This is a genomic window from Alkalibacterium putridalgicola, from assembly GCF_900109825.1.
GTDB lineage: Bacteria > Bacillota > Bacilli > Lactobacillales > Carnobacteriaceae_A > Alkalibacterium > Alkalibacterium putridalgicola.
On record NZ_FOBL01000008.1, the window covers coordinates 1 to 26,734 of the forward strand.

The window sequence follows — 26,734 nt, forward strand, 5'->3', positions numbered from 1 at the left end:
CCTGGCTGACCTGACTGCGACATTTCGACCTCCGAAGTGTTCACTCGCTGATCCTGGCTGACCTGACTGCGACATTTCGGCTACCAAAGTGTTCACTCATTGATCAATGTACTCATGACTGCGACATCTCGACCGTAAAAGTGTCTATTCAGTCTTTAGTAATAAGTGAGTGGTCTCTACATCTGTTCTTTTATTTACGAAAAGAAGCTAGCACGCGGCTAGCTTCTTCTTTATTGCTTTCAACCCTTATCCTTCAGTATCAGGATCATCACTCGTTTGTTTGCTGTCGTTTTGCGTAGTGGTGTCAGCCGGTTCTGTGTCATTGGCTGGTTCTTTAGTGTCCGTCTGCTGATCTGAATCTGAAGCGGGCTTCTTGTTTTCCTCTTTTACCGGTTCGTCTGCCGGTTCGTCTTCAACGGGTGTTCCTTCCGTCTGATCTTCATCCGGTTCATCTGTTGAGTCGGGTTCAGATGGGTCGACCGTCCCATCTTCTGTTTCTTCCGTCGGCTCTTCTTTTACTGGATCCGTCGTCTGGTCACCCGTCTCATCCTCTTTATCAGTGGACTCATCTTTTTCTGTCTTTTCGTCAACCTTGTTGGCTGAGTCTTCGTTAGAAGTGTCTGGTTTCACGGACGGTTTTTCCGCGGGCTCGTTGTCTGTCTGGCTTGTCTCGTTTTTGTCAGATGACTGGCTGGTATCTGAGTTACTTGACGAGTCAGTCTTTTGAGATGAATCACTATCTTTTGGCGCTGTCCATTCGGATTCTGATGATGACGAGGCTGTTTCTGCCGTCTCTGTCCATTCTGTTTCTTCATTTGCCGACTCTTCTTCGACATCTGAAACGTCCGTCTCTTCATCCAGCTCCGACGTTTCAAGGTCTTCTTCTAAGTCCTTATCCGCATCTTCGTCAACAGCTTCCTCTTTATCGTTGCTGTTATCCGCTTTTTCCAGCTCATCGGTCCGGTCGTCATTCTCCTCTTCAGAAAAACCCTCTTCTTCCGCCGCATCCACTGCCGAATCCACAGCCTGCAATTCCTGTCGGTCGATACGATGCTGGGACCGTCCGATGCCGATCGTTACAATAATGAACAAAACGAGGACCAGTGCTGAAATGACACTTGATGCTGCCTTATTCTCTTTGAGAAATGAAACTAAGGAGTGAAAACTATCAGCAAGTAACTTTTTCATAAGACGTCTCCTTTTCAACCTAGTTTAATCCAGTATAACACAGCTGCCGCAAACTGATGAGGGCTTTTCGATAAAAAGCTATATATTATATAAGAATAATCAAAAAACATCCCCTCTACTGTCACTAAACAGTAAAGGGGATGCGTCATATTGAGTCTATTCTGATTATTTAATCAGTTCATAAATGGCTTCTGCATAGATGGCCATAGCGTTCATCAAGTCATCCACTGCCATGAATTCGTTGGCCTGGTGCATGGTGTCCACACTGTTCGGGAACATTGCGCCGTAAGCGACACCGCGTTCCATCAAGCGGCCGTATGTGCCTCCGCCGATGACCTGTTCGTGGGCATCCAAGCCTGTCTGACGGTGATACACGTCAAGCAGGGTCGTGACTAAAGGATCAGTCGCCGGTACATAATGTGGCTCTTTTCCGTTAGCTTTTGATAAAGTCACGTCATAGTCTGACAGTTTAGCTTTGAACGTTTCAAATAAAGCATCCTCTGTCGTGCCTTGAGGGTAACGCATGTTCACAGTGATCTTGCCGCATTCATTCGCCTTGAATGAGAAGACGCCAGGGTTGGAAGTCAGTTCACCCATCGTTTCATCTGTGATGTCGATGCCTAGTTTTTCACCTTTAGGATCATCGTGCAGATACAGCATCGTCAGTTCCAGGAAGGCTTTGGCATCTTTGGCAAAGTCGAAATCTGAAAGGTAACGTGCCAAGTAGGTTGCTGCATTGACACCGCTGGCTGGCTTACTTCCGTGAGCTGCTTTACCAACAAATTCTAAAGTCACTTGATCACCGTCGACACCGGCTGTTCCTGTGACAGGCAGGCCATCCAGGAAGTCTGCCAAGCTGTTTTGCAGGGCATCTGGGTTCTGGCTCTTAACGACTGCTACGGCATCTTGAGGGACCATGTTCGGACGCAGACCGGCTTCAAACTGAACCAGTTCTTCTGATCCGCCGTCGACTGCCCCTTTGGTTTCGATAAAGACGGTCGCATTGCCTTTTTCACCGTTGATGATCGGGAATGTTGCGTCAGGCGAGAACCCAAAGTCCGGTTCCTGTTCGGTTTCCAAATAATGCTTGATGCCTTTCCATTCACTTTCTTCGTCTGTTCCGATGATGAAACGGACTTTTTTAGATACGGGCAGGTCAAGCTCTTTGATCATTTTCAGTGCGTAGTAAGCTGCCACGCCGGGTCCTTTGTCGTCACTTGATCCGCGGGCATACAAACGGCCGTCTTTGATGACCGGCTCGAAGGGATCGGTTTCCCAGCCCGTTCCTGTTGGCACGACGTCGACGTGAGCTAAAACGCCCATCAGCTGATCGCCGTCACCGTATTCGATGTGGCCGGCCCAGTTGTCGACGTTCTTCGTTTCAAAGCCGTCGCGCTCGCCTAATTTAAGAAAGGCTTCCAGGGCTTCTTTTGGTCCCGGTCCTACAGGGGCGTCGTCCGTGGCTTTATCGTCGTCACGTACAGAATCGATCTTCAGTAATTCAAATAAATCGTCAAAAAACGCGTCTTTGTGCTGCGCTGCTTCTGCTTTCCAGTCTATATTTTGTGTCATTTATTCGTCCTCCTTGATTGAGTATCAAAACGTACTCTCTTTTACCATTTTATCATTAATTTCATGAAACTCCAATCAATGTGTCAGGATTTTGTCGGAAGATTTCTGGTCTTTACGTTTTTTCACACGTATTTTTCTTCTTTAACAGTCGTTTTGGCGTGATTCTTTCAGGCAGAAGTACTACACTAAGGATAAGAACATTTGTCAATTTCAGGAGGTATATCACATGGAAAAAATCACTAAAGATAAAGTCAGAGCTTTTCTTCCGACCCGTGAACGCGACAGCTATAAAGGGTCCTATGGCCGGGTCCTGTTTGTGGGCGGCAACGAGAATATGGGCGGGGCGATCATCCTTGCTGCCTCTGCCGGGGTCTACAGCGGAGCCGGTCTGGTCACAGTGGCCACCCACCCTTCCAATAAAGCCGCCCTGCATGCCCGTCTGCCGGAAGCGATGTTCACGGATATGACTGACACACAGCAGCTGAAACATTACGTCGAGTCGGTGGACATGATCGTTTTGGGACCAGGTCTTGGACGAGATGAAACAGCACTTGCTGTCTTACAGACCGTCTACGAGACCGTCAAGTCTTATCAGATCCTTTTGGTGGACGGCGACGGTATCTATCTGCACGTTAATGAAACAGTGCCTGAACCTGATGCCACGCTTGTCCTGACACCTCATCTCGGAGAATGGCGTACACTCACTCATCTGGCGCCTGATGATCAGTACGATGATGTCAATCTGGGCTATGCCAAACAGCTGAACGCTATTGTCGTCCTTAAAAAAGCCCGTACAGAAGTCTATTGTGATGATGAAGTCTGGGAGAATACGACTGGTAATCCGTCCATGGCGACCGGTGGGATGGGCGATACTTTGGCCGGCATGATCGGCGGCTTCGTTCCTCAATTCGATACCATCAAAGAAGGCGTATTGTCAGCTGTTTATCTGCACAGCTATATCGCAGATGACCTCAGCCTGACACATTATGTGACGCTGCCGACCGCCATCATCAAAGAGATCCCTAAAGTCATGAAGGAGTTCTCGACAGATAAACACAGGCGCTGGATCTAGGACTTGACGAGCTGAAAAGGTACGGCCGATCGCTTCACACTATTTTCCATTGCCAGTCATCAGCAGAAACGATACAATTAAATAGTGACCAAGTTTACTGTGAAGGATGACCTCAAATGAAAAAGAAACTGTTATGGATCAGTGTATGGACCTTTATACTGGGTTTTATTCTGATGTATCTGAATTTTCAGCTCGTATATTTCCTGGGTATCGCGGCACTGTTCGTTTTCACGCTCTGGCAGATGCCCAAAGCCAGCGGTGAGTATTCTGATGAAGAATATGCCTACGAAAAGCGCAAGACGATCTGGACGATCAGCATTGCAGCCGCTTATATCTCTGCCGGCTTTCTTGCACTCATTCTGCAGACGTTCGTCTTGTAGAGACTGTCGATTTCAAGGATAAACAATAAGACATGAACCAGTCGGGGCTTCCCTTTTTCACTAAAGGCGAGCGTCAGACGGTTCATGTCTTTTTGTATTGTATTCTGTTTAACTGTTTCTCAGCAGATCGATTTCTTCATCCGTGAGGGGTCGGTAAGCGCCCAGTTCCAGTTGGGGATCCAGTTTCAGTTCCCCCATTGATAGGCGCTTCAAGAAAATCACCGTTTTGCCGACAGCCTCCATCATGCGTTTGACCTGATGGAATTTGCCTTCCTGGATGATGACCTCCACGCGTGATGTGCCGGACGCTTCGTCCGTTTCCAGAATGATCAGTTCAGCCGGCATGGTCTCGAAGGATTCGTGATCGTCGGTGAGCGTGATGCCTTCTTTGAATATCTTGACATCTTCTTCCGTGACCAGTCCCTCGACTTCTGCAAAGTACTTCTTGTCTACGTGGTGTTTAGGTGAAAGCAGACGATGCGTCAGTTTCCCGTCGTTGGTCAGGACTAAAAGCCCTTCTGTATCGATATCCAGACGACCGACCGGATGCGGCTCCTGGAGACTGTCCTGTGGTTCCAGTAGATTCAGGACTGTTTCATGAACATGGTCTTCAGTCGCGCTGATGACCCCTTGAGGTTTGTTCAGCATGAAGTAAACGAATTCCTGGTAGTCGATGCTTTCCCCGCCGACTGTCACCGTATCCGTTTCAGGGTCGACATGCGTTTTTGGATCGACAATGATTTCATCATTCACTTCAACGATCTTCTTTTTCAGCAGTTTCTTTACTTCTTTGCGTGTACCTAAGCCGCTGTGGGCCAGTAATTTATCTAAACGCATAAGCTCTCCTTTCGTCTTGCTCGCTTGTCTGTTATCTATCTAGTTCATTCTCAGTTTACGTCTCACACTAGCAGCTTTGGCTCCGACCAGCCGATCAGCCAAACGTGTTTTCAGTGCCAGCGATCCGTATATAAGGATACCGACCACCGCAAGGACCGCCAGAGCGATCAGGGACTGGAACCGGCTGTTGTAGTCGATAAAGAAGTTCAGTCCGAATTTTGTCAATCCAGTACCTGCGCCCATCACTAATGAGATGAGTAAAATCAGCAGTGAACGTCTGAAGAGACGTGTGGCAGAATAATGTGTGTTTTTGTGCATGATAGTCATCATCAGTCCGCAGCTGACTAAAAAGCCGGCTATGGCTGACAAGAGCATGCCATAAGGTCCAAACAGCCAGACGAACAGTACCTGACTGATGATCTTCACGACCAGTCCCGTAAGCAGGGCTTTGATCGCCGGACGCGTCAGATTAGAAGCCTGCAGGATATTCCCGAGGACAGCATATAAAGCAACAAAAATACTCATGGCAGCCGATACCTGCGTGATGCTGGTTCCCAGGTCACTGTGGCCGTAGAAGATGGCATACAGCGGTTCGGCAACGATAGCCATACCGATGGCAGCCGGGAACATGGCGAACAAAAGGAGCTGTACGGCTTTAGAAAACTGTCTTCTGACTTCATTCATATTATTTTTCGCGATCAGGTCACTGATCAGCGGAACGGAAGCGATCGACAGCGCCGTACCAAATGACGTCAGCACCATGATCAGCTTGTGCGCATTCCCCTGCGTGATGCCGTATGTTTCTTCGATCATGTCCAGACTCATATCAGAAAAGGCACGCATCAGTGGACTGTAGGTCAGCTGGTCGACCATCTGGAAAACGATGATACCTGTAGCAATAATGATAAACGGAATCGATGTTTTGATGATATTGACGATCAGCTGATTGGGAGACACGGAAACTTTCCCAGCACTTTCTTCCGGTGCATAGTCAAAGGCCGTCTTCATGTGTTTGAGATTATAGGCCAGAAAGCCCAGTGAGAACACCGCGCCTACAAATGCCGCAAAGGTTGAATACGCCACGGCTGTGACGACTTCTCCACCCATCACCTGTCTGATCATATAGACGGCGCCTAAAAGGAAGATGATCCGTGTCAGCTGTTCCAGGATCTGCGAGATCGCTGAAGGCGCCATATTATTGTGGCCTTGGATAAAGCCGCGGGTCACACTCTGGGCCGGGATGATCAGCAAAGCCGGCGTGAGGGAGCGCATGATGATCACGGCTTCACTCGTACTTGACGACGGACTGGACTGGGCGATTAGAGGTGCTATGAAATACATGACCAGCGCAGACAAGACACCAGTGAATGCCATGATTTTAAGTCCCTGTTTGTATATCCCTTTGGAGACTTCATACTCACCCAGAGCATTGTAATAACTGACCTGCTTTGAAATGGCAGAAGGCACACCCGCTGTGGCCAGTGCCAGGAAAAAGCCATAGGGCGTATATCCCATCTGATACAGCGCCATGGCCGCGTTCCCTGGTTCCTGACCGCCCATCCAGGCAAACCAGGGGATAACATATAATGCCCCTAGGATCCTTGACGTCATACTTCCGGCAGTCATCCATGCAGCTCCACTGACCATTCTACTATCGTGAGAGTCGTCTTTATGAACTGCCTTATTTGTTGTATCGTTATTCATTTTATTGAAACCTTCTTTCAAAGAATCCTTTTGTGTTGCGCTAAAAGGTCAAGCACTTTACTTAAACAGTCAATATAGCGGATTATTATTTTATTCAGAAAAAAAGGAGCACACGGCTCCTTTTGACCTAACCCCTATTTTACTGTTTTAATCATAAGGGCGCAATCGTTTAGCGTAAAGATTCATGAAACGTTCCAGAATTGTCACTCAATCGTTATATTACCTTTCTTCTGACAACTGCTGACTGGCGAACAACTGATAAAGCGGGTGAGTTTTCAGCAGTTCATGATGCTGTCCCATGCCCGTCAACCGTCCTTCTTCGATAAAGAGGATCTTATCCGCGTCCAGGATCGTTGACAGCCGATGGGCAATGACGAAGGTCGTCCGTCCCTCCATCAGTTTATTCAAAGCCTGTGAAACGATTTTTTCAGACTGACTGTCCAGACTGGCTGTTGCTTCATCCATCATCAGTATCTTGGGATTTCTTAAGAAGGCCCGGGCGATATTGATGCGCTGACGCTGTCCGCCAGACAGTTTGATTCCGCGTTCGCCGATCTCTTCTTCGAGTTTATCCGGGAACTGTTCGATGAATGTCTTCGCATAGGCCATTTCGAGCACTTCCCACAACCGGTCTTCTGTCAAACTTTCCGGGTTCGGCAGTCCATAGCAGAGATTTTCTCTGATCGTACCCGACATCATCGCATTTTCCTGAGACACATAGCCGATCTGACTGCGCCAGGACTGCAGACTGATCTCTTCGACCGGCATATCGCCCACACGTATCTCACCGCTGTCTGGGGTATAAAACCGTTCGAGCAGGGCAAAGAGCGTCGATTTCCCGCCCCCGCTCGGTCCGGCAAAGGCGATCTTCTCACCCGGCTGTGTTTCAAACGAGATCTGCCTGATGACTTCCTTGTCTGATTCATAGGAAAAGCTCACGTTGTCAAAAGTTATCGGCAGATCGTCGATCGCTACTTCTTTGCCCTCAGCTTTCTCTTCTTCTTTTTCGTCGAGGATCTGGGCGATCCGTTCGGTGGCGCCGGCCGCTTTCTGGATCTGCATGAAGAAGTTCATGAAGGTGGTGATCGGAAAGATGACCTGGAACAGATACAGCAGGAAAGCGACCAGCTGTCCCGTCGTCATAACGCCGCGTGCTACACGGACCCCACCATAGCCGATGACGAAAACCATGACCCCCATCATCAGTGTATACATCAAGGGACCAATAATGGCGATATACTTGCCTTCTTTCAGACCGATACGATACAGTTTATTAATATTCTGCTCGCCTTTATTTTTTTCGAAGGTTTCTGCTGTCGAGGATTTCATCAGTCGTATCTCAGCGATCGTCTGCTGGACTTTTCCGGAAAACTGAGCGGTTTCGTCCTGCATTTCCCGGGAAACTTTAGCGATGCGTTTACCTAGAGGACGCGTAAGGATCAGCGCCAGCGGGACGGCTGTGAGCATGACCAGTGTCATCTGCCAGTCCATGACGATAAGGATGAAGAAGATGCCGATCAGTGTCAGGATCCCGTTGATGAACTGCGGGAAGAAGGATGAGATCAGGTTCTGCACGATGGACGTGTCATTCGTTAGACGGCTGACGATTTCTCCGGAGGCATACCTGTCAAAGAACGATACCGGGAGCCGGATGATTTTGTTCCAGAGAAACTCTCTCAAACCCGCCACCACATGCTGCCCGATTTTATGTAAGACATAGTTTGAAAAGCCGTTGAATAAGACTTGTACGATAAAGATACCGATGACGGCGCCGATCATCCACGGGGTAAAGAAATCAAATTCAATACCATCGATAAACTGCTGGGTGGCCAGCGGGATCATCAGCTGGGTCACTGTGGAGATGATGCTGCCAGCCAGACCAATGGCAATTAGTCCTTTGGATATGTTGGTCGACCACAAGAGACGGCTGAATTTTTTCAGGTCCTGCTTGGTCGGTGTTTTGAGTTCTCTTTTTCTATCCATAAAAACGCTCCTCGATTCCTGCTTCATTAATTGTTTCAATGCTCTCTTTTATTTTAACGCATCCTCTGGTAGTAAGCTATTAGAAATGAAGAGGTTGAGCCGGCCGGCTCAATCTCTACCCTTATTGGTGCTTTCATTTCCAGTTTTTCCGATGATTGCTTCAGATTTTTTCTGGGGAAACAAAATTTTTCGATTGCTGTGCTTTCTTGCTGCGTATTCCGTGAACTCATAGACTACTGTAAGACCCAACTTTGGGAATTCTTCCTTATTCCAGGAACTCATGCGCTACTGTTCGTGTCACTTTCGGGAATACAGTCTTATTTCCGGAACTCAAGACCTACTGGACGCTCCAGATTTGGGAATTCTTCCTTATTCCGGGAACTCAAGCGCTACTGGACGCTTCAGATTTGGGAATTCTTCCTTATTCCGGGAACTCAAGCGCTACTGGACGTTCCAGCTTTGGGAATTCTTCCTTATTCCAGGAACTCAAAGCTTAAAAACCTTGCGAGTTCCGGTTATAGACTGCTATAGCACTATCTCAAAAATCAAATGGTCCAGGAGTTGCGGTTATCAGCCGGGATAATAGGAGCACGACCCCATTGCTTTATCCGAGTTAGGGTTATAGGCTCTTATAATAGTAACCCAGACTCTCTAGAACTAGCCAGTTGGGATTATGGCCTGTGATAACAGGAACTCGCTGCCCAGTAACCTAATGAGTTATCGTTATCAGTCCCAATAACAGCATCTCATGTACCTGTAATCTCCTGAGTTGCGGATAAAGACGCTCACCGGCAAAGCTTTCCGGTCGAACCCATCAAAATTAGTCCAACCCAGTGATGTTTTTCATTTAAACAGGAAAAGGAATCAGCCTGAGCTGATTCCCTCCACTTTACAATAGATTAAAAAGCTTAGTTCGCTACGATATTGACCAGTTTGCCAGGAACGACGATCACTTTGCGGATCGTTTTTCCTTCGAGGAATTCCTGGATGCGTTCATTTTCCATTGCCATCGCTTCCAGATCATCCTTGGAGATGGAACTTGATACCTGTGCCTTCGAACGGACTTTGCCATTCACCTGGAAGACTACGGTAACTTCGTCTTTGACCAGTTTGGTCTCATCGAAAGTAGGCCAAGGTTCATAAGAAATACTTTCTTCAGATCCGTTCACCTTTGCCCAGAGCTCTTCGCCCAAGTGCGGTGCAACAGGCGCCAGCATCTGAATGAACCCTTTAACATACTCGAGCGGCAGACCTTCTGCTTTATAGGCCGCATTCGTGAAGACCATCAACTGCGAGATAGCCGTATTGAACTGAAGAGCTTCATAGTCTTCGGTCACTTTCTTCACCGTCTGGTGGTAGACGACTTCAAGCGACTTGTCGTTATAGGTCGTGATGCGGTCACGGAGCTTACCGTCTTCGTCAACGAGCAAACGCCAGACGCGGTCCAGGAAGCGGCGTGAGCCTTCGAGCCCCTCTTCGCTCCAGGCGATCGCTGCATCAAGCGGACCCATGAACATTTCATAGACTCTTAACGTGTCTGCGCCAAACTTGTCGACCACATCGTCCGGATTGACGACATTACCTTTAGATTTCGACATTTTCTCGTTGTTCTCGCCCAGGATCATGCCCTGGTTGTACAGTTTCTGGAACGGCTCTTTGGTTGGGACCAGGTCCAGATCGTACAGGAATTTATGCCAGAAGCGCGCGTACAACAAGTGAAGCACGGCATGTTCTGCTCCGCCGATATACAAGTCGACCGGCAGCCATTTCTTCAGTTTTTCAGGATCTGCCAGCATCTCCGTGTTGTGCGGATCGATAAAGCGCAGGAAGTACCATGAACTACCTGCCCACTGCGGCATAGTGTTGGTGTCGCGTTTACCCTTCATACCGGTTTCTTCATCCACGACATTGACCCAGTCGGTGATATTTGCCAGCGGTGATTCTCCCGTTCCAGACGGTTTGATCTCCGTCGTTTTCGGCAGGATCACAGGCAGGTCTTCTTCAGGGATCGTCGTAGTCGTGCCGTCTTCCCAGTGGATCACAGGAATCGGCTCGCCCCAGTAACGCTGACGGGCAAAGAGCCAGTCTCTCAGACGGTAAGTGGTTTTACGTTCGCCGATATTTTTCTCTTCAAGGAAGTCAATGATCTTGTCTATAGCCTCTTCAAGTCCGAGTCCATTCAGGAAGTCAGAGTTGATATGCTTGCCGTCGCCGACAAACGCTTCTTTCGTGGTATCTCCGCCTTCTAATACTGGACGGATCTCCAAGTCATACTTCTGTGCGAATTCAAAGTCACGCTCGTCATGCGCCGGTACAGCCATGATCGCGCCTGTCCCGTAGGAAGCCAGGACATAGTCGGCGATCCAGATCGGCATTTCTTCTCCATTGACCGGGTTGATGGCATAGGCCCCTGTGAAGACACCCGTTTTGTTTTTATTCAAGTCCGTACGCTCAAGATCGGATTTTTTGTCTGCTTCTTTACGGTACGCATCGACCGCGTCTTTCTGGTCAGCCGATGTGATCTTGTCGACCAGATCAGATTCAGGCGCCAAGACAGCGTAAGTCGCTCCGAATAGTGTGTCTGGGCGTGTCGTGAAGACGGAGAAGGATTCTGATAAGTCTTTGACGTCAAAGGTCACTTCTGCCCCTTCAGATTTGCCGATCCAGTTGCGCTGCATGTCTTTGATATGTTCAGGCCAGTCCACGTCTTCAAGGTCTTCCAGCAGACGGTCGGCATAAGCTGTGATCTTAAGCATCCACTGTTTCATCGGCTTGCGGTAGACAGGATGTCCGCCGCGTTCAGATTTCCCGTCGATAACTTCTTCATTGGCCAGCACTGTCCCTAAGGCCGGACACCAGTTGACAGGGACTTCTGCCTGATAAGCCAGGTCGTGTTCCATCAGTTTCGTGAAGATCCACTGCGTCCATTTATAGTACTCGGGATCCGTGGTGTTGATCTCTCTTTCCCAGTCATAACTGAACCCGAGCGAGTTGATCTGACGCTTGAAGGTCTGGATATTCTTTTCTGTGAATTCCGCCGGGTCATTCCCAGTATCCAAAGCATACTGTTCTGCAGGAAGTCCAAATGCATCCCAGCCCATTGGATGAAGGACGTTGTATCCCTGACTGCGCTTCATTCGTGAAATGATATCTGTTGCGGTATAGCCTTCCGGATGTCCCACGTGCAGGCCTTGACCTGACGGGTACGGGAACATATCCAACGCATAGAAAAATTCCTTGTCGTCATCTTCCGTTGCTTTAAAAGTATGGTTCTCTTTCCAGAATTCCTGCCATTTCTTTTCGATCTCGTGATGATTAAAAGACATGTTGTTCTCTCCTTTTTTTTACCTTATCTCACTGTGTTCGCGGTCCCTCTGACAATAAAAAAAGCCCTATGTTCAGCTTATATTTCACTGAGCATAGGGCGTTAAAGTCGCGGTACCACCTATATTTGCCGCCTGCTACTTAAAGAATACCAGGCAACCTCTCTCCTTAACGCGGAACACGTCTTTAAGACTTTGATAGCTTAAAGCTGCATCGACTGCGGGCGAGTTCAGTTAGCGTCTCGTGTATTTTCACCAGCCATACACTCTCTAAGTCAGACGATTCACTTACTACTCCTGCAAAGCATTTAAATCTTTTACTTATCATACCAAAGCTTTGAGACCGCCGCAACACTTATTTGACTCTAAAGCATCCTTTGGAAAAAAGCGCCGCTGTTTTAATAAAAGAGCGTATACTGTTGTATGACGTATTGGTAAATGACAGATCTTAACAAGTAAACAGAAAAATTGCCGTCACTTGTAAAGATAATCGTGAATCGTGATAAGTGAGTCTTCAAATCTTCGTCACTTGTCTTGCAAACAGCTTACCGGTACAAGTGAAGATGAAACCACGCGTCACTTGTTCCAAAACCATTCAATCGCTCTTAAAACAGTTGAAACCCAGCTGCAAGGTACGCAGCTGGGTTTCTGATTAGATTAGACCGTTAAACGCTGATTTACAAAAATCAGATCGCTTTTCAGATCGTTTAGTTCTTTGAGTTCTCTAACTGACAGGTTCAGCGCCTTAGCGATGTGCGATAAGGTGTCCCCTGACTTTACCGTATAGGTTTTGTTTTTTGCTTCCGTTTCTGCTGACTCAGATTTTTCATCATCAGAAGGAACGTTGACCGTCAGTTTCTGATTGACAAAGATGATGTCGCTTTTCAGCGTGTTCCATTCTTTCAGCTGGCTGACCGTCACCTTGAACTCTCTGGCGATGTGAGAAAGTGTATCGCCGGCTTTGACCTGATAAGTCAAAGCCTTCGTTTGTTCAGATGAATCAGGTTTAGAAGGTGCTGGTTTCACGTTATCTGTTTCCTTATCCTCTGCGTCAACGCTGGCATTTTTTTGCCCGAGCTTCAGTGTCTGTCCGACATAAATACGGTCTGCATTTTTGATGTTGTTCAGTTTCATCAGCTGGGTCAGTGAAACGCCGTAAGTACGTGCGATAACGCCGAGCGAGTCGCCGGCTTTGACTGTGACAGTTCTTGCTGCATTGTCTACGGCATCATTCTGCTGGTCATTTTTTACCGGTTCCGTCTTTTCTTCTTCGATTTGATCCGCTCCGTTGACCTTCAGCTTCTGACCGACATAGATGACATCTCGTGTCAGTCTGTTGGCTGACTTGAGTTTGGAAACGGTCGTATCAAAGCGTTTGGCAATGTGGCTCAATGTATCGCCTGACTTCACGGTGTAGGTCGCGTCGACTGGTGCTTCTTCTTTTACAGGCTTGTCTGCCGGTTTAGACGGTTCAGGCTTGGCGTCCTCTACCGACTTGCCGGATATGCGCAGTTGCTGGTTCACGCGGATCAGATCACTGGAAAGCTTGTTCAGTTCTTTCAGCTGAGCGACCGTCATGTTGAATTCTTTAGCAATGTGACTTAAGGTGTCGCCGGCTTTTACTGTATAGATGTCTTCGTGTCCGGACGGTGTAGCCTCTTCTGATTCCGGTTTATCCTGCTTGTCTTCTTCTTTTACAGGCTGTTCACTAGAATCCATTGCCGTCTTTGGAAGAGTCAGTCGCTGACCGACATAAATACGGTCTGAAATCAGCTTATTCGCTTCCTGAATGGCTTTCACCGTCGTCTTGTAACGCTTGGCAAGCTGGGACAGCGTGTCACCACTGACGACTAAGACAGACGATGCTTCGTCTGTATCCTCTGGTTCTTTTTCACCTTGTCCACTGTCTTCTTTGACTTCATCTTCAGCATCTAGAACGGGCTCATCGTTCTCTTCAGGGACTTCTGTGATTTCAGGAACTAACAGCTTCTGGTCGACATAAATAGTGTCCCCGGTGAGTTTGTTCATTGCTTTGAGCTGGGCCACGGTTATGCCAAAGCGCTTGGCGATGTGAGAAAGTGTGTCGCCGCGTTTGACTGTGTAGCGTTCATCTGAGGCGTCGCTGTCTTCTTCCGCTTCATCTTCTACCGGCGTTTCTGAAGGGCTCTCCTCAGGCTTGTCTGGCTCTTCGTCCTCTGAAGGTACTTCTGTTTCTTCATTTTCTTCAGAATCCGCTGCGTCTTCAGCTGGGGCTTCCGGAGAGACTGGCATATCGGGCGTTTCGGTTTCTTTATCCTGCACTGGCACGATGAGTTCCTGACCCACGAAGATCAGATCACCGGTCAGTTTGTTCGCTGCTTTCAGCTCACGAACGGTCGTGTTGAATCTCTGTGCGATCCGACTGAGTGTATCCCCGCTGATGATCTTATAGGTCGTTACTTTTTCGTAAGGATTTTCTGGCGTTGCCGGATTTTCCGGTGTGCCGGTCTCTGCGCTGTCTTTATTCACGTCGACCTGGTCAAAGCGCGTCAGGTCGAACTGTTCGATGATCCTGTTCAGTTTAGATGCATAAGTTGGATCCGTGGCATATCTTCCCTGCAGCCATAGTGTGGCGTCTTTATAGCTCGTTGTGTTTTCGGCCCAAGTCCCTGAGTAAAAGGCAGAATTGCTTCTTAGACCCTTGCGCAGAAGATTGGCATTATCCTGGAGCGACTCTTCATAAGACGGATATTTCTTGAAGTTATCAGTGATCGTGATCCAGCCTGTATTCGGATAATATTCCTGCGTACGTTTGGCTACGGATTCGCCTTTATACGAACCCTTGATGCCGAACAAGTTATGATTTGGCGGCAGGGACAGACTGCTCTTGCCGTAACCGGACTCCAAGCTGGCCTGGGCGATCATGACAGAGGCATAGATATTCTGTTCGCTGGCCACACGCTGGGCATAGCCCGAGATGTTTTTCACGAATTCCTGCGGTGTGCTCACCTTATCTAAATCATCTGGTCTGGTCGGCTGCGGAACCTTTGCCTCTTCTTGACCCGCTTCATTTATAGCCAGGACCTGACCGACCGATAAACGGTTGACGTTAGTGATGTTATTCAGTGCTGCCAGTTCAGCCACTGTGGTCTGGTATTTTTGTGCGATCTTGCCCAACGTATCTCCCGACTTGACGACATAAACCAGAGCCTCTTCCTCTTCTTCAGCTGCACTTGGCGTCTCTTTTGTTTCAGATGGTTCTAGAATCTCAGCAGGTCTGACAGTTTCGACATTTTCCTCATCCTTGACTTCCTGAACCGGGTCCGTGCCATCTACTCCCTCCGGCTCATCAGTTACTGCTTCAGTTGCTTCTATGTTCTGCTCTAATAGCTCTTTATCCTCTTCTTCTGATGTGGCAGCTGTCTCAGTTATGTTAAGGACTTTTGGCTGTGCATCTTCTTCTACTGCAGTATCCAGGCCGTCAGTATCCTGATCGTCTGTCATTTCTACTGTTTCTTCATCTTCTGTATTTGAATCATCAGTAAGACTGCGCTCAAGGAGTGCATTGAATATCGTATCCAGTTGCTCATAAGTCAGTGAATGGCTATGTAATTGCTCCAATACACTTTCTCCACCAGCCAGTTCGATCATTTTGATCAGCTGATTTTTGATGATCTCAAGTTCTTCTTTCTGTTCCTCTGTCAGTTCTGTGATCACTTCGGCCGTTTCACTGTCTGCTTTATCATCTGCTTCAGTGTCTGCTTCATCGCTTTCGGTTCTTTCGATCTGGTTGTACTGCTCATAAAGGTCTCCCAGCTTTTCCTGGTCGATATCCAGTTCTTCTGCATTCACTGCTGGACTAAATCCGCCAGAAGCGACCAGCCCGGCCAGTATCCCTGTGGATAAAGCAAAAGATTTTGTCTGCGATTTTAGATGTATTTTAGTATTAAGGGGCATGTAATGTCTTTTCATCATGTAATAATTGCTCCTCTCAAATATATATCTTGTTCTGTTCATATATTATAACGCTCTTTTTTAAAAAGAGAAATGCCTGAACTGCTTTAAATCGTTTTGTTACCATATCGTAATATAAATAGTGTTATAATCTAACTAACCATTTACTAAATATACGAGACGGTCAGCACTTTTTGCTGCTCATTCAGTACGTCTCACTAAATATAACCATAAAGGAGTTTATCTCAGTTGTTACTTTCAGCTTTAGCTTATTCGCATGCATTGATGAATCAGACCATCCAGCCCGGTGATACCGTCATCGATGCGACAGTCGGAAACGGACACGATACACATTTGCTCGCCCGGCTTGTCAAAGATACAGGAAAAGTGATCGGGTTCGACATCCAAAAACAAGCGATCGACACGACTAAAAGACGGTTGATCGAGGCTGGTTTAGACCAGCGTGTCCAGCTCCACCCTATCGGCCATGAGAATATAGTAGACATCCTTCCTCCAGCAGAAACCGTTTCACTGGTCGTCTACAACCTGGGCTATCTGCCAAAAGGGGATAAGTCGATCATCACTACGCCCGGGTCCACATTGAGCAGTGTCAAACAGGCCTTATCCCGTCTGAAAAAGAACGGACTGGTCCTATTGATGGTTTATTACGGTCATCAAGGCGGTGAAGAGGAAAAGGATGTCATCCTGGACTACGTTGAATCTCTTCCACAGAAAAACTATTCTGTTTTACACTATAACTTCCTTAATCAGAAAAATTCTCCACCTTTTCTCATTGCCATTGAAAAAAAATGATCCAGAACTCATAGACCTTATCGATCAATAGAGAAAGTAGATAGAGTAATGTTCTTCAGTCTATTCAAGTCCTGCACTATTCAGGCTGTATGAAGACAGTCGGTCAGATAAGTGAATGGATGAATAAAAAAGCAATCAGTCAAACTTCCCCCATATTTTAATCTAAAAGGTTTATTTAGTTGTCACTTGCGATACCTGTCTGATCATCAGTCCAAAAATAATACTAATAACACATAAAAAGGTCACCCGATGAAAGAACCGGATGACCTTTTTTCTTAAATTATTTTGATTTAACGAATGTGTTTCCTAAGTCTTTAGGTGCGACAGAACGTCCTACAACACCGACTAGAATGATGATAGTCAATAGATATGGCAGAACCTGCAGCCAGACTCCTGGAATATCTTGAATGATCGGAATATAGTTACCGATACGGGCTAAACTTTGAGCAAATCCGAAGAAGATAGCTGCTGCCATTGCTCCTAAAGGATTCCATTTACCAAAGATCATAGCCGCCATCGCGATAAATCCTTGCCCGGCAACCGTCAGGATACCGAACTCATTATGGATCGCTTGAGCTTGGATGGCACCACCGATACCGCCTAAGAAACCAGAGATCATAACGCCTGCATATTTCATCAGATATACGTTGATTCCTAATGTTTCAGCAGCATGTGGATGTTCTCCGACTGAACGCAGACGCAGGCCAAAGCGAGTCTTAAATAAAACGACCCAAGCAATAACTGCAGTCAGGATACCCAGATAAGCAGGTCCAGACGTATTCTGGAAGAAAATCGGACCGATAACTGGAATCTTTTCCAATAAGAAAATGTTAGCAAAGCCGAATGAACGTGCTAATGGACCTGTTTGAGCTGCACCATAAATGGCACGTGTCAGGAACACAGCTAAAGCTGGTGCGGCTAAGTTGATAACTGTACCGGAAACGATATGGTCAGCACGCAGGTTGATCGTTGCCACCGCGTGGATCAATGAGAATAAGATCCCGATAAGTCCACCGGCTAAAAGACCTAACCAAGGCGTCATAGCGCCAAATGTACTGTAAAACATCAAGTTGAATATAGCTGACATAAAGGCACCCATAACCATGATACCTTCCAGTCCTATGTTGACGACCCCACTACGCTCAGAGAACGTTCCACCTAAAGCAGTAAAGATCAATGGAGCGGCATATACTAATGAACTAGAAACGATCAACTGTAATAATGAAACAATATCCATGCCTATTCTCCTCCTTTTTCTGCAGTTTTATTGCTTTGCATTTTATCCAGTGCCACACGAATGATGTAGTTCGCACCGACAAAGAATATGATTGCAGCAATAACGATATCGGCCATTTCATCGGGTACGCCTGCACGGTTAGGCATGAAGCCAGCCCCGACATCAAGGACACCAAATAAAATAGAAGAGAAGAATATACCGATCGGATTACCTAACCCAAGTAAGGCAACAGCGATCCCGTTGAACCCTAAACTTGGCAGTCCACTTTGTGTAAAGAGGTTTCCAAATGTTCCTAATCCGTGAACAGCTCCACCTAAACCAGCTAAACCACCACTGATCAGCATGGACAAAATAATATTTCTTTCTGCACTCATACCGGCATAAGTCGAAGCATCTGGATTCAATCCAACCGCTCTGACTTCGAACCCGGCTGTCATCTGAGTCATGAAGACCCAGTACAAAATAACAACAATGATAGCAATGAATAGTCCCATATTGATTCTGGAACCTTGAGTCAAGTCTGTTAACCAGCCGACACTCAAACTTGCATTGTCACTGACACGATCAGTCGTGTTACCGGTAGTCAGGACATTTCTGATAATATAGTTTGTTAAGTGCAGCGCGGTGTAGTTCAACATGATCGTAACGATAACTTCACTTGTTCCAAAGTAAGCACGTAAGGCACCGGCAATACCAGCCCAAACAGCTCCAGCAATGATAGCCGCACCGATACTTAATGTCAGCAGGATGATTCTCGGTAAATCAGGGAAACTCAAAGCTACCCATATGGCTGCGACCCAGCCAGCCAGCAATTGACCGGCGATCCCGATATTGAAGAATCCTGCTTTAAATGCAATGGCAAACCCCAAACCTGTAAATGTCAGGACTGTAGCTTGTCTCATTGCTTCACCCATGAAATAAGGACTATTGAATACACCCATCAACATCGCCTGATAGGCATCGATCGGATTATAGCCGAATAACAGCATTAGAAGTGCCCCAAAAATGAATCCTAAAAGAATGGATAAAGTAGGTATGAGTAAAGCATTAAATCTATTTTGATTCGTCGTTAGCAACAGTCTCACGCTCCTTTCCATCTTTTACAGCGTTCCCGGCTGCTCCAGCCGTTCCAGCTTTGATATCTTTATTGGCTAATTCTTGTTTCGCTTTTTCAAGCGGAACTCCGGCCATCAAGAGACCCAATTCATTTTCTGATGTTTCGTCTGCATTGACGATCGCAATGATTTTTCCGTCATACATAACAGCTATGCGGTCAGATACATTCATAACTTCATCCAATTCATAACTCATGAGTAAAACAGCTTTTCCATTATCACGTTGTTCGATCAAACGCTTATGAATGTATTCGATCGCACCGACATCCAGCCCGCGTGTTGGTTGAGCAGCGATCAGTAAAGCAGGGTCCCTGCTGATTTCTCGCGCAATGATCGCTTTCTGCTGATTCCCACCAGAAAGTGATGCTGCTGTTGATTCTTCACTTTGTGTACGGACATCGAATTCTTTTATCAGTTTCTTAGCGTATTCTTTGATCTTGTCATGCTTCAAGAAACCATTTTTGCTGAACGGTTCCTGATAATACTGCTGAAGACTCATGTTCTCTTCCAGTTTCATCGGCAATACCAGACCGTGACGGTGTCTGTCTTCAGGGATGTGTCCCAACCCTGTTTCTGTGATCTGACGTGGTTTTTTACCCGTAATGTCATGTCCGTCCAATTTGATCGTTCCCGATTCCACTTTAGTCAACCCTGTGATGGCTTGAATAAGTTCTGACTGGCCGTTACCGTCAACACCGGCTATCCCTAAAACTTCGCCCGCTTTAACTTCAAGATCGATACCTTTGACGGCTTCCAATCCACGAGATTCTTTAACAGTCAGGTTCTTGATTTCAAGAACGGGACCTTTAGGTTTGCTGGCTTCTTTATCTACTTTAAATGAAACAGAACGTCCGACCATCATGTCAGCCAATTCCTGTTGAGACGTTTCTTTTACGTCAACAGTATTGATACTCTTACCACGACGGATAACTGTACAGCGGTCAGCAACTTTTTTGATCTCATCCAGTTTGTGCGTAATGATGATGATCGATTTGCCTTCCTCTGTCAATTTCTTCATGATGTCCATCAATTCATCGATTTCCTGAGGTGTCAGTACCCCTGTCGGTTCATCGAAAATCAGGATGTCCGCACCACGGAACAACGTTTTAAGGATTTCAGCACGCTGCTGCATTCCTACAGTAATGTCTTCGATCCTGGCAGACGGGTCTACTGTCAAACCATACCGTTCCGATAAATCTTTTACATCTTTTTCAGCACCTTGATCGTCCATGAATCCATAACGATGTTTTTCTTTCCCTAACATGATGTTCTCAGCTACTGTGAATTTATCCACGAGCATGAAATGCTGATGCACCATACCAATACCTAACTGATTCGCTTTTTCAGGTGAATCAATTTTTTCTTTCTTACCGTTTACATATATTTCTCCTGAAGTCGGTTCTAACAATCCAGACAATATGTTCATCAAAGTGGATTTACCCGCACCGTTTTCTCCTAAAAGGGCGTGAATCTCACCTTTTTCGACATTTAAATGAATGTTATCATTCGCTTTGAATTCGCCGAATTTTTTTGTAATGCCTTTCATTTCTATGACTTTTTCTGTCTGTGCCACTACCGATCCCTCCCTATCCTCGTTATATTTTTATAACATTTCACATTATTACTTATTCAAAGTATTTGTGCAAGTGATTTAATTAAATTATTAGAAAAAGCGCCAGCCGATAGACCAGCGCTTCATTATTAACTTTTAGAACTCTGAACTTTGAACTATTTAATTATTCTTGACTGTATGAGAATTCTGGAACTTCGACTTCTCCGTCGATAACAGCTTGACGAGCTTCTTCTACAGCAGTCCATGCCTCTTCAGAAAGGTTACCTTCTACCAAGTCAACGCCGCCTTCTTCTAAACCATAAGCGATCGTTTCTCCACCAGGGAATCCTTCTTCCATTGCCTGGTTAGCAGATTCCTGGATAGCCGTTCCTACTCGTTTAAGTGTTGAAGTTAGAGTAAGGTTTCCGCCATCGTATTCGCCTTCTTCTTCTTGGTCACGGTCGACACCGATTACCCATAATTGATTATCAGGATCTGATTCCATGCGGTTACGTGCTTCTGTAAAGACACCGTTACCTACAGCACCAGCTGCGTGGTAAATCACGTCTGCGCCGTTTGAGAACATACCAGCTGCGATTTGTTGACCAATACCTGCATCACCGAATGACTCTGCATACTGAACGTCTACTTCTACACTGTCATCAGCGTGAGCAACACCGGCAGTAAATCCTGTTTCGAAACGGTCGATGACTGGTCCGGCGATCCCGCCGATAAATCCGACTTTTCCTGTTTCAGTTGTTTCAGCTGCTGCAACACCGGCTAAGAAAGCTGCCTGATGGTCTGCGAATGTTAGAGATACAACGTTATCGCGGTCAGAAATATCATCAACGATACCGAAGTGCTGATCCGGATTCTGATCGGCTACCTGGTTAACTGAATCAAGCAATAAGTATCCAATACCATAAATAATGTCATATCCATCTGTTAAAGCCTGATTCAAGTTAGGTACGAAGTCTGCTGAGTCATCAGATTGATAGTATGCGTAACCATCGCCTTCTTCTAGTCCGTTGTTTTGACCCCATTCCTGCATACCTTCCCAGGCTGACTGGTTGAATGAACGGTCGTCTACGCCACCTTCATCGGTAACCATACCGATCGAGAAGTCAACAGCTTCTGTTTCTTCTCCAGCTTCTTCACCAGAATCAGTTCCTGTTTCTTCTTCTGTTGCTGGATCCTCAGCTGGATCCGATGCATCTTCTCCTTGACAAGCTGCTAAAAGAAATGCTGATGAACCAATTGCGAGTAAACTTCTTAACTTCATTTTTGACACGGTAATTCCCCCTACTGTTTTTTTAGTTGCTTTAAGGGTCAAAGAAGTTCTATTACAGTGAAGGTCTTAAGATTACCGTAATAGTTCAACTGTTAACCCTTTCATGGATATATAGTAACACTCCTGTAATAAAAATGAAAGTTAAAATTTTTTAATCTTTTTTTAACCTGCTTTTATCAATATAAACCAGCTAATTTTCATTTGCTTGTTCAGCGTTATCAGCCATCTGATCTTCCGTCACAAGGACTTCCCTCGGTTTAGATCCTTCGTGCGGCCCCACGATTCCCCGGACCTCCATTTCATCTACGATTCGCGCTGCCCGGTTGTATCCGATCCTGAAACGTCTCTGTAACAAGGAGATACTTGCGGTCTGCATGTCGACGACCAGATCGACGGCATCGTTGTAAAGTTCGTCTTCAGACTCGCCTGCTTCTGTTTTCGGTTCATCTTTAGGGATCATTTCTTCAACATAATTGGCTTCCTGCTGATCTTTTACAAATTGGACGACAGCTTCCACCTCTTCATCGGAAATAAACGCCCCCTGCACACGGGTGGCTTTGTTGGCACCCATCGGCTGGAAGAGCATATCTCCTCGGCCTAAGAGCTTTTCAGCGCCGTTACTGTCCAGGATCGTACGTGAGTCGGTCCCGCTTGATACGGCAAAAGCAATGCGCGACGGCACGTTGGCTTTGATGATCCCTGTGATAACATCCACACTCGGTCTTTGTGTGGCCAGGATCATATGGATACCAGCAGCCCGGGCCATTTGAGCGAGTCTTATGATCGCATCCTCCACTTCATTGGAAGCAACCATCATCAAATCGGCCAGCTCGTCGACGATAACGACAATGTAAGGCAGTGGCAGTAAGCCCTCATCATTTTCAGCGTTCTTCTTCTTGACGTACTGATTATACCCTTCCATATTACGGGTCCCGCTGGCCGCAAACAGTTCATATCGACGTTCCATTTCCTGAACCACTTTATGCAGCGCCTGAGCGGCTTTCTTCGGATTGGTCACGACGGGTGTCAGGAGGTGCGGAATGCCGTTGTAGACGTTCAATTCGACCATTTTCGGGTCGATCATCATCAGCTTGACTTCATTGGGTTTCGCTTTGAGTAAAAGGCTGGTGATCATGCCGTTGATCGAGACGGATTTACCCGAACCGGTCGCTCCGGCAACAAGCAAGTGAGGCATTTTCGCCAAATCAGCCATGGCTACATTCCCAGCGATATCCCGGCCTAAAGGTACTTCTAAAAGTTTTTCTTTATTATTGACTTGTCCTTCGATGGTATCTCTGAAGGAAACAGTGCTGACTTCAGAGTTCGGCACTTCGATCCCGATGACTGCCTTGCCAGGAATAGGTGCTTCCATCCGGATATCTTTGGCAGCCAGCGCCAGCGCCAAGTCATCGGCTAAGTTGACGATCTTACTGACTTTCACACCTGTAGCAGGCTGAATCTCGTATTTCGTTACAGCCGGGCCAAGATTGGCTTTGGTCACTTTCGCTTTCACACCAAAACTTTCAAACGTTTCTTCCAGTTTTTTGACGTTTTTCTGGATGATCGAATATTCATCTGACTGGTCCACAGCTTCATGTTCATCTAAAAGTGTAACAGGAGGGAGTTTATACGACTGGTTTTCTTCTTCCCCGATCTCAAATTCCACCGGACCGTCTTCTGCTGTACTTTCATCTGTCTGACCGGTTTCTTTGGCTTGTTTCGCAGACTCTTTGTTCTCCACCTGCTGCTTGTACTTTGCCTGCAGTTCCTGATAACCTTCGATTTCCAGAGCTGTCTGCTCGGATTCCTGGTTCTGGTTCTGCATGACGCTTTCTTCTCTAGGATCACCTGGCTGAGTGACAACTGTCTTATCCGGTTTATTCTTCTCTTTTTTAGATTTGGACTTGCCTTTGTTGTTCTTTCTGATCTTGGCTTTTTCAGAACGTTTGGCTCTGAACTCTTTGTAGCCATTCCCTATCCACATGAGGACAGCTTTGAGAGCATGTCTTATGCGGTCAAACAGCTGACGGTAAGAAAATTGGAAAAAGGTCATGATCCCAAAAAAGACGAGCGCGATGATCATCAGGTATGTCCCTACCACACTAAACAGGAAATAACTGACACTGAAGAACAATGAACCGATCATGCCTCCGCCTATATCCGTCCCGATAGTATTGGATGTGAACTGCGGCCAGAAAAAGCGCCAGGTCGCCACGACACTGTTTATGGAATCATTGATGATCGGTGCGAACCACCGTGAATGAAGAAAAACCAGCCAGGCAGTATATAAAAGTGCGCCACCTCGTGTTCTGGCTCCTTTCAGGCTTGGCCAGTCACCTTTAAGTATGAGATAAATGCCGAGTCCTAATAATATGATTGCTGAAAATGTATAGGTTTCGCCAACGAAAAATCGCAGGACATTGGTAAAGAATCGTCCCACAAAACCGAATGATCCCAAAGTCAGGATACTCATGAATGACAGGATGAATCCGATCCATTCCGGTGCGATGACGTGCTGTTTTTTCTTTGGTCTTCCTCGTTTCTTTGTACGTGCCATCTCTGCACTCCTTCCTTGATATTCTGGTTAATTATAGCATGAAATGTCTTTCCAAGGTAGGCCGGGTCTGACTCTAACTGGTTAGTGAATGCTATCTTTTGACCTAAGCCTCTATAGACAAGTAAACTGATAGTATACCAAAAATATCTATTGGACTATAAAAAGGAGGATTTATGATGGGTTCTTTATTTAAAGATTTTTTTGATCAGGGGAAAAACCGCGACTCCAGTGGTGAAGTCATTTACACGAATGATCCATTGGGAAGTTCCGGCAAACAGAAGATGCGTGCAGAAATTTCAGGACGTGTCCAAGGTGTAGGTTTCCGCTTTTCAACCAAACAATCTGCAGATGAGTTAGGTGTCAAAGGTATTGTGCGCAATGAACCCGACGGAACTGTTTATGTGGAAGGTGTCGGGGAGCAGGATCAGTTAAATCGATTCATCGAAGCCCTTCGCAAAGGACCTTCTCCTGCTGCAGAAGTGGAGAAAGTTGTCGTGACCTATGACCAAAACATTGAAGAAAAATCAAATTTTTCACAGGCCAATTGAATTCTTTCTTCCATTAAGGTATAGTGGTGAATAGCGTGTTAGGAAACCTAACCACTAATTCAACTTAAAGGATTGAATATAATTGAAAAACCGTACAAAAAGATGGCTTTTATCAGGTGGAATGCTCTCCATCGTTTTATTTTTATCAGGGTGTATGCGAGTCGATGAAGCTGGTAATCCTACCGGTGGCATGTCACAGTTCCTCTATGATTACCTCGTCCTGCCGACACAAAATTTCATAGAGATCCTGGCAGATATCACCGGAAGTTACGGATTGGCGATCATTGCGATTACCTTTATCGTTCGAATTTTGATCCTGCCTTTATCGATCAAACAGCAGCGTACGACTATGGAACAGCAGGCAAAAATGTCCACAGTCAAGCCGGTTACTGATGAGATTCAAGCTGAAATGAAAGAAACAAACGATCAAAAAGAGAAACAGGAACTCCAGGCAGAGATGATGGAGATTTATCGAGAAAATAACGTCAATATGCTGGGTGGTCTATCTGGGTGCCTGCCGCTGCTGATTCAATTGCCGGTATTCACCGCCATGTTCCAGGCGATCCGCATGTCCGAATCTATTCAAAGCGCCACATGGTTAGGGATCAATCTTGGTGATCCAAGTATCTTCCTCGCTGTGCTGACCGGTGTTTTATATTTCATCCAGACAAAAGTCATGCAGGCGGGTATGCCCGAAGAAACGCGCAAGCAGACAGGTGCCATGATGTACATGAGTCCTGTGATGATTTTGATATTCTCGATCACTGGTCCGGCCGGGCTGACTTTATACTGGTTCGCCGGTGGATTTGTAGCGATCGGCCAGTCGCTGATCACGAACTTATACTACAAACCAAAACTGGAAAAAGAGATGGAGAAAAAGCACGGTGGCAAACCTGTGATCAAACGTAAGAAACGCAAGCGTAAAACAGTCCAAGCCACTGAAACTGACACTGAATCGAAACAGCTCAACCCTGCTCCTTCCGCAAAAAACAGACGACGCAATCAAAGTCCGTTTGAGCAGAAAGAGCGCAGAAATACAGGTAAACAGAAACGCAACAAGTAAGTAGTATGATAAAAGGAGACGCCTCGGCGTCTCCTTTTTCTTTTGCTTTTAAATGGGGTGACGATGTGGCCAAGGCCACATCGTTTCCTTATTGAGATCTTTCAGGTGGTAAGCAATCGCCTGGGCGATTGCCGTCCTTTTAGGTCTTATCTTAGTCGTTGGTGTTTACTCGTCTGCTCTTCTGCTCGTGACTGCGACATTTTGTCCGCCCATCTGTTCACTCATCCGCTTCTCTGCTCGCGACTGCGACATTTCACCTCCATAACTGTTCACTCATCGGTTCCTCTGCTCGTGACTGCGACATTTCGACCGTCTAATTGTTCACTCATCCGCTTCTCTGCTCGCGACTGCGACATTTCGTCCGTCTAACTGTTCACTCATCCGCTTCTCTGCTCGCGACTGCGTCATTTCGTGCACCTACCTGTTCACTCATCGCCTTCTCTGCTCGCGACTGCGACATTTCGTCCACCTACCTGTTCACTCGACCGCTCCTCTGCTCGTGACTGCGACATTTCATCCACCTAACTGTTCACTCATCGCCTTCTCTGCTCGCGACTGCGACATTC

At 46.5% G+C, this 26,734-nt stretch carries 17 protein-coding genes; 5 read left to right on the forward strand and 12 right to left on the reverse strand.

The features are described from left to right. Positions 1-246 precede the first annotated feature (246 nt). The gene (locus tag BMX84_RS03770; protein WP_091487361.1) at positions 247-1,188 is read right to left on the reverse strand and encodes a midas domain-containing protein; all 942 of its coding nucleotides are present in this window, start codon (positions 1,186-1,188) and stop codon (positions 247-249) included. A 165-nt stretch (positions 1,189-1,353) separates the two neighbouring features. Next, positions 1,354-2,760 (reverse strand): dipeptidase PepV, encoded by a 1,407-nt coding sequence (pepV, locus tag BMX84_RS03775; protein WP_091487363.1) that lies wholly within the window; start codon positions 2,758-2,760, stop codon positions 1,354-1,356. A 226-nt stretch (positions 2,761-2,986) separates the two neighbouring features. Here pepV and BMX84_RS03780 point away from each other — a divergent pair, with 226 nt between their 5' ends. Together BMX84_RS03780 and BMX84_RS03785 are read left to right on the forward strand one after the other, a co-directional pair. Then, complete coding sequence (locus BMX84_RS03780) at positions 2,987-3,832, forward strand: NAD(P)H-hydrate dehydratase (RefSeq protein ID WP_091487365.1); 846 nt, start codon at positions 2,987-2,989, stop codon at positions 3,830-3,832. A 116-nt stretch (positions 3,833-3,948) separates the two neighbouring features. Beyond that, complete coding sequence (locus BMX84_RS03785) at positions 3,949-4,212, forward strand: hypothetical protein (protein WP_091487367.1); 264 nt, start codon at positions 3,949-3,951, stop codon at positions 4,210-4,212. Positions 4,213-4,320: 108 nt separating this feature from the next. Here the strand turns inward: BMX84_RS03785 and BMX84_RS03790 are convergent, their stop codons facing one another. The 5 genes from BMX84_RS03790 to BMX84_RS03810 form a co-directional block, all read right to left on the reverse strand. After that, positions 4,321-5,049: a pseudouridine synthase gene (locus tag BMX84_RS03790; RefSeq protein ID WP_091487368.1), complete on the reverse strand. Its 729-nt coding sequence runs from the start codon at positions 5,047-5,049 to the stop codon at positions 4,321-4,323. A 39-nt stretch (positions 5,050-5,088) separates the two neighbouring features. After that, entirely contained in the window at positions 5,089-6,753 is a 1,665-nt protein-coding gene (locus tag BMX84_RS03795; protein ID WP_091487370.1) for a putative polysaccharide biosynthesis protein, read from the reverse strand. Positions 6,754-6,972: 219 nt separating this feature from the next. After that, on the reverse strand, positions 6,973-8,736 hold the full coding sequence (locus BMX84_RS03800) for an ABC transporter ATP-binding protein (RefSeq protein ID WP_091487372.1): 1,764 nt from the start codon (positions 8,734-8,736) through the stop codon (positions 6,973-6,975). A gap of 908 nt (positions 8,737-9,644) precedes the next feature. After that, positions 9,645-12,062 carry a leucine--tRNA ligase gene (gene leuS, locus BMX84_RS03805; RefSeq protein WP_091487373.1) on the reverse strand — a complete coding sequence of 806 codons (2,418 nt, stop codon included), beginning with the start codon at positions 12,060-12,062 and terminating at the stop codon, positions 9,645-9,647. A 654-nt stretch (positions 12,063-12,716) separates the two neighbouring features. Beyond that, positions 12,717-16,013, reverse strand: a complete 3,297-nt coding sequence (locus BMX84_RS03810; RefSeq protein ID WP_177165455.1) for a LysM peptidoglycan-binding domain-containing protein — start codon at positions 16,011-16,013, stop codon at positions 12,717-12,719. A 228-nt stretch (positions 16,014-16,241) separates the two neighbouring features. Between BMX84_RS03810 and mnmM the strand changes: the two genes are divergently transcribed. Further along, entirely contained in the window at positions 16,242-16,805 is a 564-nt protein-coding gene (mnmM, locus tag BMX84_RS03815) for a tRNA 5-(aminomethyl)-2-thiouridylate-methyltransferase MnmM (protein ID WP_091487377.1), read from the forward strand. Between the two features lie 280 nt (positions 16,806-17,085). On the opposite strand, the gene BMX84_RS03820 is transcribed toward mnmM, so the two are convergent. The 5 genes from BMX84_RS03820 to BMX84_RS03840 form a co-directional block, all read right to left on the reverse strand. Continuing rightward, on the reverse strand, positions 17,086-18,042 hold the full coding sequence (locus tag BMX84_RS03820; RefSeq protein ID WP_091487379.1) for an ABC transporter permease: 957 nt from the start codon (positions 18,040-18,042) through the stop codon (positions 17,086-17,088). Positions 18,043-18,044: 2 nt separating this feature from the next. Continuing rightward, positions 18,045-19,121, reverse strand: a complete 1,077-nt coding sequence (locus BMX84_RS03825; protein ID WP_371860944.1) for an ABC transporter permease — start codon at positions 19,119-19,121, stop codon at positions 18,045-18,047. Beyond that, positions 19,096-20,703: an ABC transporter ATP-binding protein gene (locus tag BMX84_RS03830; protein ID WP_091487474.1), complete on the reverse strand. Its 1,608-nt coding sequence runs from the start codon at positions 20,701-20,703 to the stop codon at positions 19,096-19,098. Before BMX84_RS03830 ends, BMX84_RS03825 begins: the two co-directional genes overlap by 26 nt. 190 nt (positions 20,704-20,893) lie before the next feature. Continuing rightward, positions 20,894-21,991 (reverse strand): BMP family lipoprotein, encoded by a 1,098-nt coding sequence (locus tag BMX84_RS03835; RefSeq protein ID WP_091487475.1) that lies wholly within the window; start codon positions 21,989-21,991, stop codon positions 20,894-20,896. Between the two features lie 199 nt (positions 21,992-22,190). Beyond that, positions 22,191-24,557 carry an FtsK/SpoIIIE family DNA translocase gene (locus BMX84_RS03840; RefSeq protein WP_091487382.1) on the reverse strand — a complete coding sequence of 789 codons (2,367 nt, stop codon included), beginning with the start codon at positions 24,555-24,557 and terminating at the stop codon, positions 22,191-22,193. A gap of 176 nt (positions 24,558-24,733) precedes the next feature. Here BMX84_RS03840 and BMX84_RS03845 point away from each other — a divergent pair, with 176 nt between their 5' ends. Both BMX84_RS03845 and yidC read left to right on the forward strand, forming a co-directional pair. Then, complete coding sequence (locus BMX84_RS03845) at positions 24,734-25,105, forward strand: acylphosphatase (RefSeq protein WP_091487383.1); 372 nt, start codon at positions 24,734-24,736, stop codon at positions 25,103-25,105. Between the two features lie 82 nt (positions 25,106-25,187). Beyond that, positions 25,188-26,168: a membrane protein insertase YidC gene (yidC, locus tag BMX84_RS03850; protein ID WP_091487385.1), complete on the forward strand. Its 981-nt coding sequence runs from the start codon at positions 25,188-25,190 to the stop codon at positions 26,166-26,168. Positions 26,169-26,734: the final 566 nt, after the last annotated feature.

Excerpts from the sequence above, each read along its gene's own strand:
- BMX84_RS03810 (WP_177165455.1), bottom strand. The coding sequence starts at position 16,013 with ATGATGAAAAGACATTACATGCCCCTTAATACTAAAATACATCTAAAA.
- BMX84_RS03845 (WP_091487383.1), top strand. The coding sequence starts at position 24,734 with ATGGGTTCTTTATTTAAAGATTTTTTTGATCAGGGGAAAAACCGCGAC.
- BMX84_RS03780 (WP_091487365.1), top strand. The coding sequence starts at position 2,987 with ATGGAAAAAATCACTAAAGATAAAGTCAGAGCTTTTCTTCCGACCCGT.
- BMX84_RS03800 (WP_091487372.1), bottom strand. The coding sequence starts at position 8,736 with ATGGATAGAAAAAGAGAACTCAAAACACCGACCAAGCAGGACCTGAAA.
- BMX84_RS03785 (WP_091487367.1), top strand. The coding sequence starts at position 3,949 with ATGAAAAAGAAACTGTTATGGATCAGTGTATGGACCTTTATACTGGGT.
- BMX84_RS03835 (WP_091487475.1), bottom strand. The coding sequence starts at position 21,991 with ATGAAGTTAAGAAGTTTACTCGCAATTGGTTCATCAGCATTTCTTTTA.
- leuS (WP_091487373.1), bottom strand. The coding sequence starts at position 12,062 with ATGTCTTTTAATCATCACGAGATCGAAAAGAAATGGCAGGAATTCTGG.
- pepV (WP_091487363.1), bottom strand. The coding sequence starts at position 2,760 with ATGACACAAAATATAGACTGGAAAGCAGAAGCAGCGCAGCACAAAGAC.
- BMX84_RS03820 (WP_091487379.1), bottom strand. The coding sequence starts at position 18,042 with ATGGATATTGTTTCATTATTACAGTTGATCGTTTCTAGTTCATTAGTA.
- BMX84_RS03795 (WP_091487370.1), bottom strand. The coding sequence starts at position 6,753 with ATGAATAACGATACAACAAATAAGGCAGTTCATAAAGACGACTCTCAC.
- BMX84_RS03790 (WP_091487368.1), bottom strand. The coding sequence starts at position 5,049 with ATGCGTTTAGATAAATTACTGGCCCACAGCGGCTTAGGTACACGCAAA.
- BMX84_RS03770 (WP_091487361.1), bottom strand. The coding sequence starts at position 1,188 with ATGAAAAAGTTACTTGCTGATAGTTTTCACTCCTTAGTTTCATTTCTC.
- BMX84_RS03840 (WP_091487382.1), bottom strand. The coding sequence starts at position 24,557 with ATGGCACGTACAAAGAAACGAGGAAGACCAAAGAAAAAACAGCACGTC.
- BMX84_RS03830 (WP_091487474.1), bottom strand. The coding sequence starts at position 20,703 with ATGAAAGGCATTACAAAAAAATTCGGCGAATTCAAAGCGAATGATAAC.